This window comes from Prosthecobacter sp. (assembly GCF_014879935.1).
Lineage (GTDB): Bacteria > Verrucomicrobiota > Verrucomicrobiia > Verrucomicrobiales > Verrucomicrobiaceae > Prosthecobacter.
Genome location: NZ_JACSRD010000116.1, coordinates 61,299 through 72,218 on the forward strand (window position 1 = coordinate 61,299; position 10,920 = coordinate 72,218).

Here is a 10,920-nt window from a genome sequence, read left to right on the forward strand (position 1 = left end):
AAGCCATGAAACTGCATCTGCCCATTCTCTGGATGCTCGCGACGGCCGGCCCGGCCCTCGCGCAATCTCCTGTACAGGAGGTTATCGACAACGTGCTGATCCAAAACGTCAACACGAACACTCAGAACATCCTGAGCATGCTCCAGCAGCAGCTCGAGGAGGCTCAGAAGCAGTCGCAATCGCTCAACGACCAGCTCACCCGCATGGGAGACCCGTCTGCAATCACCCTGCCGGCGCTGGAGCTGATCAAGCAGGACATCGCCATGTCGGCGGAGAAGGCCCTCGCAACAGCGGATGAGCGCAAGCTGCGACTGGCGGGCGGCACCAGCGGCACTGAAGTCTTCGGTGACACCACGTTCGGCCTCATGAACGCCGTGAATCCGACTTACACGTTCCAGGTCACCGAGAACAAGGAGAAGAAGGACGTCACGGTCGATCGTGACCCATCTCTCTACAAGCTCCAGGGAGCCCTGATGGGTGACCTCAATGACTTTGCCACCAAATCGGAGGAGGCTGACCAGCGCATTGCCGCCCTTGAAGAGCAGCGCCTGACTCTGCTGGATCAGATCAACAGCGCCACCGATCTGGCCACCATCATCAAATTTCAAACGTCCCTCAGCGTGATCGACTCCCAGATCACCAGCGCGAGGGATGATCTGACCAAGACCAAGCAGGACTACGAAGTGCTCAAGGAGAAGCTGACTCTGCAGGGCCAGGTTGAATCGCGCGCGAGAGCGGAAGGCAAGAGTCTGGAGAGAAAATACCGGCAGGACACGGCGAAGGCGAAAGCGGCGGGCGGTGGTGCTAGCGGCGGCTCCACTGGTGGCTCCACCGGCGGTTCCACCGGCGGTTCCACCGGCGGTTCCACTGGTGGCGCGTCTGGCAGCACGAAGCCATTCAGCAACCTCGGCTGGGGCAAGTAGGACTTGCGACACCTCACCAACCTGAACCCGCGCCTGACCCACCATGGACTTCACTCTTCTCGCCAGCTTTGGAGACGCCTTCGGGCTGATGGAGCCCTATTATGAGGATCTGCGGACGATTTGTGAGGAGATTTTCGACGTCCTGCAGCTCTTCACCTTCACCTTTGCCTTCCTGGGACTGCTCCTGACAGGTTACAAAGGCATGATGAGCGGCAGCTTCGAAGGCGCGTTCAGCACCATCCTCTACACCGGCATCGTGTGCACCATCATGCCGTTCTTCCCTGAATGGCTGATCGAAGAGGTGCGCGTTGCGCTCAGCGACGATCTGCTCGCCGCGCTCGATGTCGATCCGCTCGGCCTCATGGAGCGATTTGGCGAAAGTTTTGAAGATCTCGACATCGACACGGATTCGAGCGCCATTGTGCAGCTCATTGTCAATCCGCTGGAGATCATCGACTACATCGCCGGCATCATCGCGGCCTTCTGCATGATCGTGATCGGCCTGGTCTGCTACATCGTCTTCTTTTTCGCCTATGTGGTGCAGATCATGGCGCTGTATGTCGGAGCCGCGGCCTCGCCGATTTTCTTCGGCATGTTCCTGTTCGAACAGAAGCGGGAGACGGCCGTGAGCTATTTCACCGGCCTGCTTGCCATCTGCATGTGGCCGCTCGGATGGGGGATCGGGCTTCTCCTGGCGGATTTCCTCCTCCAGATCGGCATTGACGTGATCATCCTTCTCACCAGCACGCTCCTGCTCAATCCCATCTGGGGTGTGGTCATAGAATCGATCGCCATCTTCTGCCTCGTCATCGCGGTGGCCACGTGGATCATGTTTGTGATCTTCGGAGCGCCGAAGATCATCCACAAGGCGGTCGTTTCCGGGTCGCAAATCGGCCTCGCGTTCGCCGGACAGGCCACCAGTGCCGCCATGGCGGGAGTGGGCGCGGGGGTCTCCGCTGGTTCGGCCGTGGCTGGCATGGTCCCGGTGGTCGGCGGGGCGGCGTCCTCCGCCATCAGCGGTGCGGGCGGCGCGGTCACAGGGGTGGGCAACTCCATCGGCAGCATGGCCTCAGGCATGGAGGCAAAAGACTGACATGAAGACTGAACTCCACTCATGAAAGGCGTGACCGACATCTTCATCTCCAAGGAAAAGCTGGCCCTGTTCTGGTTTTCCGTGGCCTGCCTGTTTCTGGCGGGGACTGCCTGGCACACCTACGACGTGGCGCTCAGCAGCCGCGGCAGCATGCTCTACGTGCCGGTGGAAAAGAGCAAATTCTACCTGGACCGCTCGCTGGAGCAGCATGAGCTCGATGACGTGATCAACTATCACACGCGGCTGGCGCTGGAGACCTACCTGAATCGCGGGCCCAAAGGAGCGCTGAACCTCGACCGCATCCCGCTGCTTTTCACCGGCTTCGCACGCGAGCAGGTGGATTTCGACCTGCGTGACAACGCCTACGACCTCAACACCCGCCGCATCCACCAGATGGTGGAGGTGGGCGGCGTGACGGTGGAGTATTCACCCACCGGAGACGCCGAGACCGTCGCCACCGGCCAGATCATCCGCATCAGCGTCGATCCCACCACGCAGGAGGGCATCACCCAGTCCATCGCCGTTTCAGCGCGGCTTCAGTGGGTGCGCAATCCGAACCTGCGCGACAGCCGCCGCTTCCCGTTCGTGTGTACCAACATCGAATACCGCCTCGCCCCCATTTCCAGCTCGGAAGCCCCTTGATGATCGCACGTCATGTCCGTCATTCCTGAAAAACGTTCCAGCGTCATCGACACACTCGTCACCCGGGACCGCACGGCGGTCTTCTGGTTCCTGGTCGCCTGCGCCGTCGGCGCCGGCTGCGCCATTTACATCGTGATGCTGGCCGAGGTGCTGCGTAAGAGGCCCCCGTTCGTGGTAATGGACACCGCCGGCGCCTTCTACCTGCCCTCCGGCGTCGTCTATAGCCATCCGACGAACGCGGTCATGCACAAGCAGATGGGCGACCTGCTGGCAGAAACCCTGCTTGCCCGCAACCCGGACGGTCTGATCTACCAGGACCGCCTGCCAAAGCTTTACTGGCAAGATGAACGGCGCGAGCTGCCAGCCTTCGCGCAAATCCGCAAGCACGTCCAATTGGAGGAAGGCTACTTCAAAAGCCAGAGGGTCAACCAGACGGTGCAGATCGACAAAACGGAGCTGTTGGGTTTCACCAACACACGCATGGGCACCCTGACCACCGGCACCGTGGAACGCACGCTCATCTTCAGCGGCAAGACCAAGACGGAGAAATACCGCTTCAGCCTCAAGGTCAAATGGCACCAGAACCTGGACATCGCCACCAACGAGGGCTTCCCCTCGCAAGTGGAGGAACTCGTCGAACTCAAACTGGAGCCCGTCACCGAAACATGAACCCAAGCGCTCCCTTCATTCACCAGCTCCCTGCCGTGCTTTGCCTGCTGCTGGCAGCCGTGACCGCTGCCGCGCAGGTCCATCCCGGCCGCGAGCTGGTGCGGCTCGATCCGAAGAACCATGTCCACGACATCGACATCAACACCAATGTCGCCACCACCATCACCTTTCCGGAGAAGATCAGCCTGCTCACCGGTTTCGGCCTGGTGACCGATCCGGGAAAGATGAACCAGATGGCCACCTCAAAGGTCGCCACGGTGCATTACGAAAGCGTCGCCGGCGACACCCTCGTCGTGCGTCTCATCAAGCCCGGCGAGCCCTGCCACGCCACCGTGCGCACCACGCGCAGCATGTACCTGCTGCGGTTCAATGCCGCTGACGAGGCCAACCTGGCCGTGCTCGTGTCCCCGCCGATGCAAACCAGCGCCGCCGTCGAGGTCTCCCCGCAAAAGGTGGTGGACAACCGCATCCAGTTCAGCGCCGAGGAGCTCGTGGGCATGCTCAGCAAGGCCCGCAACCGCAAGGCGCTCCAGCCTCTCAATCCCGGCCTCTTCAGCGGCTGGGATGAACGCAACGGCCTCGAAATGACCAGCACGCAAAATGACATGGTGACCTCGATTTACGAGATCCAGCGGAATCCGGCCAAGGACCTCACCGTGTTCCGCTCCTGGATCACGAACAAGGGCACCAAACCCTTCGAGTTCGAGCCCATGGGCACCAAGATTCGTGTCGGTGGCCGCAGTTATGACGCGCAGCTCGTCGATTGCGCGAACACGATCGAGCCCGGCCAGCGTCAGGCACTGGATCTCATCCTCCAGGGCGGGCCTGGCGGCACGCGGGAGGGGCTTTCGATCCATCAGGACTTCCGCATCGAGCTTCCGGAACCCGGCCGCGCTCCCATGCTGCTCCCCCCCATCGCCGGTGATGCCGCCTTCGACGGCAAGTAACCACTCCCCACGCCTCCCGCCATGCTCAAGCACCTTCAAAAGCCAGCCGTGCAGATGATCCTGCTCCTCGTGGTCGTCGGCATTGGAGCGGCCGCCTACATGGTCAGCAAAAAACCACCCGCGTCCGTCGCTCCGACCAGCCCCAAGGCGAAGGACGCCAAGCCGGGCGAGCCCGCGCCCGAGCCCTCCTTGATCGCCGAGAACAAAACCGTGAACCTCGGCGAAAAACGCACGGCGAAGCTCGGCGACGACACCCGGGTGGAGCGTTTCATCGCCCCGGTCAAAAAGCCGGCGCCTCCCAGCATCCTGCCCGCCACCAGCTCCCGCACGACGAAGAAAGCGGAGAAGCCCCCGCCCTTCCCCACGCTCGTGCACGTGAACACCAACCCGAAGGAGCCGTTTGTGCCTTCCGTGCCGCGCTTGTTCGCTCCGCGCGGCATCTTGATCAAGGCGGCGCTCGTGATCACCGTGGATTCCTCCTCCCTGGAGACGCCGGTGCTCGGACTCGTCATCGAGGACGTTTACTGGAACCACCAGCTCGTCCTGCCCGCCGGCACCCAGGTCCATGCCAAGGCCGGCAGCGGCCGCGTGCGCGACCGCATCGAGATCAAGGGCAGCTTCAACTTCATCTGGGACGACGGCCGCGAATACAGCATCAGCGGCGTCGCCCTCGACCACGAAAAACTCACGGACGGCACCTTCGCCGTCACTGACGGCTCCGCCGGCATCCGCGGCCGCATCATCAAAAACGACGAGTATGCCGAGGTGAAGATCCTCATCGCCGAGGCGCTGCAGGGCATCATGAACAACAACCAGCAGCAGTTCCAGACCATCTATGGCATGGCTCCCATGAACACCACGCGCAACGCCGCGCTGGGCGGTGGTTCGCAGGCGGCATCGGCCTACTCCGGCATGCTGACGAAGAAGCTGGACCAGGATCTCGACTTCGTGCGCGTCGCGGCCGGAACCACCTTCTACATCTACACGCTGGACGTGTTCGAGCCGGAGATGGCCAGCATCGCCGGCCTGAAGCAGGGCAACAAACCGGTCGCAAGCTGGCAACTGGCCCAGACGGCGCATGCGCAGGCGCTGGCCGACGGCGACTCCACCGTGCAGCAGGACACCCTGCGTGCCGCCGAGGCTGAAAAAGCCCGTGAGCAGGAGGCGACCGCCGAACAACTCGAAAACGTGCGCCAGCTCATCGCCAAGCCCGCTTCCGCACCCGCTGCCGCCGTTCCTGCCAGCACCACGTCCGGCCCCGTTCCCGTCATTCACCCCACGCCCAGCAGCACCACGCCATGACTCCGAAGCACCTCGTCGCCGTCCTCGCCCTCGCCGCGCTTCTTTCCAGCTGCCGGTCCACCGATCCCATGTCGGACGATCCGCTCATCTATCCTGAGCAGGAGCAGGAAAGCGCCTACATCCCGACGTATTCGAAGAACGTCGTCGCCGGATGGCCTAAAGGCCGCTCCATGGACCCGCTGGACGCCTCCCGCGTGCGTCTTGATGAGCAGGTCCACGCCTATCACCTCGGCCGCCTGCCCAATCATGACCGCAGCGAGATGCACGAAGCGCACACCGTCTATCGACTGGAGCAGCACGCCCGCTGGGACACGCGGCTGCCGGCCACGCCGATGGATTCGCGCGGTGTGGTGCTCGGCATCCGCGATCCCTCGCGCAAGGAGATTCCAGACGACGCTCTGATCAAGCAGGAGCGCCAGGCGCTCGCCGACAAATCGAAATCCCTGAGCAAATCCATGGCCGACCTGGACGCGATCCGCGCCAGTCTGCTGAAGAAGAAGGGCGAGTTCCAAAAAGCCGAGGAGGAGATGGAAAGCGTGAAGGAATACCTCGCCAAGACCCTCCAGGAACGGGCGCAATACAAAGAACAGCTCGAACAGGCGGAGAAGCGCATCCAGGAGCTCGACGAAGCCGAGCGCCTGCGCCTGCGCAGTTCCAGCCAGAGCCTCGTGCCGAAAAAGTGAAGCCCCCATTCATCGCCGCCTCGTGAATCTCGCCCACATCCAGGGACTGCGCCCCTTCCTCGAAGAGCGCATCATCGGCCAGGAGCACGTCATCCCGAAAGTCGTGCCCATCGTGCAGAATGGAGAGCTCGGCCTCGCCGATCCGAAGCGCCCGAAGGGCACCTTCCTCTTCCTTGGCCCCACGGGCGTCGGCAAGACTGAGATCACGCTGCTCATGACCGAGTACATCTTCAAGGACGTTGGCAAGCACTGCATCCGGCTCGACATGTCCGAGTATCAGAACCAGGAGTCGCTGGGCCTGCTGCTGGGGAAGGACAACCACTCCCGTGGCAACATCGGCCGCTTCTACGACCGCGCCGAGGGCCGTGGCGTGATCCTCTTTGACGAAATCGAAAAAGCCCACCCGCGCGTGCTGGACATCTTCCTCCAGGTGCTGGATGCCGGCCGCATCACCGTCGCCAACGGCGACACGCTGAACCTGTGCGAGTTCTACATCGTCGCCACGTCGAACATCGGTGCCGATGCCCTGATGGAGCTGAAAAACAGCCCCATGGCCACCGTGGAGCGTTTCATCGAGGATCTGGCCGCCGCCGAGCTGCGCCCGGAAGTGCTCGCGCGTTTCAATGTGCGCTGCGTGTTTCAAAAACTCGGCTACATCGCCCAGAAGAAGATCGCCAGCATCATGCTGAACAAGGAGCTGAAGCTCCTGCGTGAAAAAGGCTACCATCTGGAGCCCGGCGCCGGCGTGCTGGAGCTGCTCGTGGCCCAGGGCGTGGAGCCCCGCCTCGGCGTGCGGCGCATGCGGGCCACCGCGGAGACGCTGTGCCGCCATGCCGTCCGCGAAGCACTGCTTTCCAGCCAGCCGGCGTCAGGAACCCTCCACGTGACCAATGGATCTCTTGCAATTCATCCGTGAGCGACGCGATGCCGTGCGTCTGTTCTACCGGCTCCACCCGGAGGCGTGGCGCTACACCTTCGGCGTGCTGTTCATCATCTCCGCCATCGGCACCGGCCGCTGGAAGGCCACGCTGGCCATCTTCCTCGGCATCGGCGTCATGGTGGCCTACGACCGCTGGGGAATCGAATGGCAGCAAAAGGGCGCCGCGATGCTGAAATCCAAATCCAAGACTCCGAAACCATGACTCCGCACCTCCGTCTCCTCGCCTGCATCGCCAGCCTTGGCCTGCTGGTGTCATGCCAGCAGCCGTTGTGGCTGGAAGACGATGCCGTGCTCCCGCCCGGCAGCCGCGTGGAGTTCTGGGTCTGGCACGATCATCCTGCCAGGCCGGATGAATCCGAATGGCGCGAGTCGAACATCTTCATCGAAAACCTGCCGCGGCCCATGACCGGCCGTGAAGCACGTGAATGGGCCGAAGGCGTGGGCATGCGCGACGCCGGCATGGCCTGGACGCAATATTACGTGCTCGCCACGCTGCCAAAGCCGGAGCAACAGGTGCTGCGCACCGCCGCTTATCCCCGGCCGGCCGTGATCAGCCACGCCAAGTGACCCTCAGCCGCTTTTCGCATTGTTCTGAGGGTGCCGCTTGTCCAGCTCATCCAATCGGGCCTGCCAGCGGGCCTGTTCGGCCTCGTCCGCCAGTGGAGAGCCGTGCTCCCGCGCCGTTTTGTGAAACATGATGATGCTCACCGGTAGCAGCCGCGTGTGTTCCGGCGGACGGCCGGGCGCCTCATCAAACCAGGTGGCCGCCGCAGTCTCGTAAGCATCCAGCGCCGCCGCAAAGTCACGCCGTGACACGAGCAGATCGCCAAGCCGCCGATGCAGATCGAGCACGCGCCAGGGCAAGGCCTTCCGGCCTTCAAGTTCCTTCAAAGCGTCACGAACCGCCTGTTCCGAAGCGGCATGATCGCCTTTCAAACGCAGACACTCCGCCACCCGTGTCCAGGCGACGGCCAGCTTCGATTCATGCGCCGCGGAGCGGGCAAGCGCGAGCGCGCGCCGCGCCGTCTCCTCCGCGCCCGGCAATCCGGGCAGACGTGACGCCAGTTGGGAATGATCGAGCAACGCATCCAGCACCTTCAGGTGGGCGGGACCGAACTGGCTTTCCAGCAGACGCAGACGCTCGGTGGAGGCCTCCAGAGCATCTTCATAGCGGTGCCGCTCATGATCCACCGTGCTGAGCGTGAGAAGAATGTAGGCGCGTTGCGGAGCATTCGCCTTTTCCTGCGGCAGCACCTTCAAAGCACGATGGAGCGCCGCCGCCGCCTCGTCATTCCGGCCGGCGACACGAAGAACTTCCGCCTGATCCCGAAGAACGCGGGAGAACAGGACGGGATCGCCATCCGCGAGGCCTGCGACAGCTTGCTGCATGACTTTTTGAGCTTCGTCATGCCTTCCTGAGCGGGCCAGGGAACGGGCCAGCTCCTTCCGTGCCAGCAGTCCGTTGAAACGGCCGTTCGGAAGGTGGTCGAAGCCCTCAATGCAGCGCCGCAGCACCGCGATGGCCTTCACGTGATCCTGTAGATCGACGTAGCGCCAGCCGGTTTCGTAAAGCGCCTCGATGGCAGCAGCGGAATCCGGCCCGTCGAGCCTGGCGATGAGCTCGGCATGGCGCACGAACCACGGCTGCGCACGCGCCGGCTCCCCGAGCACGGTGTACAGACCGCCCAACTGCCATGCCAGACCGGCCTCCATGCGCGGCTGGCTGGCAAAGCGTGCCATGCCGGCCGCCTGCTCGTCCGCCAGCTTGCGCAGCACCTGCGTGTTCCCGCCGGATTCAGCATGCGCCTTGGCGTTGTTCAGCAGTTCGTTGAGCTGGGCGCTCACCTGACCGGCCAGTTCCGCCTGGTTCAGCGCCAGCTTTCTTTGCTGCCCTTCACGATCCAGCGCCCACCACGTCGTCGCCGTGCCTGCGACCACTGCCGCGAGCACGGCCGCCGTCGCACGCAGGGCGGCGCGATTTCGTGAGAGCCATTTGGAGGCCCGGTAACCAAGGCCCGGAGGCCCTGCCTCGACCGCCTGACCGTCCAGATGACGCTGCAAGTCATTCGCAAGCGCCTGCGCTGACGCGTAACGCAGCGACCGGTCCTTTTGCAACGCTCGAAGCGTGACCCAGTCCAGCTCCCCTTTCAAATCGCGGGCGGGAATGGCATGCGCGGGCGCGTTCGCAGCCACGCGTCTGCTCGGCGGCTCGATCTCGTCCTCACACACACGGCGCAGCAGTTCACGCAGAGGCGTGTTCTTCTTTTCGTCCTCCTCGCGGATCGGTGTGGTGCCGGTGAGCACCTCATACAGCAACACGCCGAGGGAATACACATCCGTCCCGGCGTCCACCTCCAGTCCTGAGAGCGCCGCCTGCTCCGGACTCATGTAACGCGGCGTTCCCAGCACGGTGCCGCGCAAGGTCGCGTCCTGACCGTGAGCCAGATCCCCTTCCAGCGCCTTGGCGATGCCAAAATCGATCACCTTCACCACCGGAGCACCATCGATCTCCATCACCATCACGTTTGAGGGCTTCAAGTCACGGTGCAGGATGCCGCGCTGATGCGCATGCTCCACCGCCAGGCAGGCCTGGTGGATGATGGAAACGCGCTCACGCAGGGGCAGGCCGCGATCACGCACCCAGCGGGTGATGGCGCTGCCGGTGACCTTTTCCATCGCGAAAAACGTGCGCCCGTCCTCCAGTTCGCCCGCATCAAACACCGCCGCCACATTCGGATGCCCCAGACGGGCCAGCACTTGGTGCTCGCGGTTGAACCGCGCCGACACCGGCTTCATCAGCAGCCCTGGACGGATGATCTTCAGGGCCACATCACGTTTCACCGGGTCCAGTTGCCGGGCCAGCCAGACTTTCCCCGTGCCCCCCTCACCCAGCACGCTCACCAGCTCGTAACGTGCGGCCACCCGCATGCCGGGCTGCTCGGGACTGGGCGGGACGTCCTCGCCCGCGCCGAGTGTCTCATCATCCGTCATCGCCAGGTCAAAAAAACCAGCGGAGGAAAGCGAGGACGACTGGGAACGTGTCGGCATGAACGGCACTCTGGCAGGTCCCGTGACGGGAGGCAATCATGCGGTGATCGGAAACACGCATTGGATTTGTCACACAGACGCCGCTTCTGGCTAGTCCCATCTGTGCCGCCGATGCCACGCGGCGCTTCAATCATTCCCACCACACATCATGCCCGAAGAACAAGAAGAAGCCGGAATGGGGGAGTCCCTCGGCAAGGACGTCGGAGGAAAAATCGGCGGAGCCGCAGGCAAGGCTGTCGGCAAGACGGCCGGCAGCGCCGTGGGTGGCGCGGCTGGTGCCGCGATCGGCAGCGCGATCCCCGTGGTGGGCACCGCAGTCGGTTCCGCGGTGGGAAAGCAGATCGGCTCGCAAGTCGGCGGCCAGATCGGCGATCAGGTGGGATCCCAGATTGGCGGCCAGATCGGCGGCTCCATCGGTGGTGCCGGTGACCAGGCCGTGAAAGGCATCACTGGAGGCATGGGTGGCGCAGGAGGTGGCAAAGAGGGCGCTGGCGCGGCCAGTTTGCTCGGTGGCGGCGGCGGAGGGGGCGATCTTCTCAAAGGAGTCACCGGACTCGCGGGCGGTGGCGGTGGAGGCGATCTTCTCAAGGGCGTCGGCGGACTCGCGGGCGGTGGTGGCGGCGATCTCCTTCAAGGTGTCAGCGGACTGGCCGGAGGCGGAGGTGATCTTCTC

Annotated in this window: 11 protein-coding genes and 1 pseudogene; 11 read left to right on the forward strand and 1 reads right to left on the reverse strand. The window is 63.5% G+C overall.

The window, feature by feature from the left end; all coding sequences use genetic code 11:
* Positions 1 to 5 precede the first annotated feature (5 nt).
* From IAE77_RS08670 to IAE77_RS08715, 10 genes are read left to right on the forward strand one after another with little or no spacing between them, the layout of a single operon-like run.
* Positions 6 to 923: a hypothetical protein gene (locus IAE77_RS08670; RefSeq protein ID WP_294224793.1), complete on the forward strand. Its 918-nt coding sequence runs from the start codon at positions 6 to 8 to the stop codon at positions 921 to 923.
* A gap of 43 nt (positions 924 to 966) precedes the next feature.
* Positions 967 to 2,016: a hypothetical protein gene (locus IAE77_RS08675; protein WP_294224795.1), complete on the forward strand. Its 1,050-nt coding sequence runs from the start codon at positions 967 to 969 to the stop codon at positions 2,014 to 2,016.
* Between the two features lie 21 nt (positions 2,017 to 2,037).
* Positions 2,038 to 2,658 (forward strand): hypothetical protein, encoded by a 621-nt coding sequence (locus tag IAE77_RS08680; RefSeq protein WP_294224797.1) that lies wholly within the window; start codon positions 2,038 to 2,040, stop codon positions 2,656 to 2,658.
* A gap of 12 nt (positions 2,659 to 2,670) precedes the next feature.
* Positions 2,671 to 3,327, forward strand: coding sequence for a hypothetical protein (locus IAE77_RS08685; protein WP_294224800.1), 657 nt, complete (start codon positions 2,671 to 2,673; stop codon positions 3,325 to 3,327).
* A complete protein-coding gene (locus IAE77_RS08690) occupies positions 3,324 to 4,274 on the forward strand; it encodes a hypothetical protein (RefSeq protein WP_294224803.1) in 951 nt (316 codons plus the stop codon). Before IAE77_RS08685 ends, IAE77_RS08690 begins: the two co-directional genes overlap by 4 nt.
* Positions 4,275 to 4,295: 21 nt before the next feature.
* Entirely contained in the window at positions 4,296 to 5,576 is a 1,281-nt protein-coding gene (locus IAE77_RS08695) for a TrbI/VirB10 family protein (protein WP_294224807.1), read from the forward strand.
* On the forward strand, positions 5,573 to 6,259 hold the full coding sequence (locus tag IAE77_RS08700; RefSeq protein ID WP_294224810.1) for a hypothetical protein: 687 nt from the start codon (positions 5,573 to 5,575) through the stop codon (positions 6,257 to 6,259). Before IAE77_RS08695 ends, IAE77_RS08700 begins: the two co-directional genes overlap by 4 nt.
* A gap of 22 nt (positions 6,260 to 6,281) precedes the next feature.
* Positions 6,282 to 7,175, forward strand: a complete 894-nt coding sequence (locus IAE77_RS08705; protein WP_294224811.1) for an AAA family ATPase — start codon at positions 6,282 to 6,284, stop codon at positions 7,173 to 7,175.
* Positions 7,159 to 7,401, forward strand: a complete 243-nt coding sequence (locus IAE77_RS08710) for a hypothetical protein (RefSeq protein ID WP_294224814.1) — start codon at positions 7,159 to 7,161, stop codon at positions 7,399 to 7,401. Before IAE77_RS08705 ends, IAE77_RS08710 begins: the two co-directional genes overlap by 17 nt.
* Complete coding sequence (locus IAE77_RS08715) at positions 7,398 to 7,766, forward strand: hypothetical protein (protein WP_294224817.1); 369 nt, start codon at positions 7,398 to 7,400, stop codon at positions 7,764 to 7,766. The genes IAE77_RS08710 and IAE77_RS08715 overlap by 4 nt, the downstream gene beginning before the upstream one ends.
* Positions 7,767 to 7,769: 3 nt before the next feature.
* On the opposite strand, the gene IAE77_RS08720 is transcribed toward IAE77_RS08715, so the two are convergent.
* Positions 7,770 to 10,247 (reverse strand): serine/threonine-protein kinase, encoded by a 2,478-nt coding sequence (locus tag IAE77_RS08720; protein ID WP_294224820.1) that lies wholly within the window; start codon positions 10,245 to 10,247, stop codon positions 7,770 to 7,772.
* A 148-nt stretch (positions 10,248 to 10,395) separates the two neighbouring features.
* Here IAE77_RS08720 and IAE77_RS08725 point away from each other — a divergent pair.
* A pseudogene (locus tag IAE77_RS08725) lies at positions 10,396 to 10,920 on the forward strand (PE family protein); the annotation flags it as partial.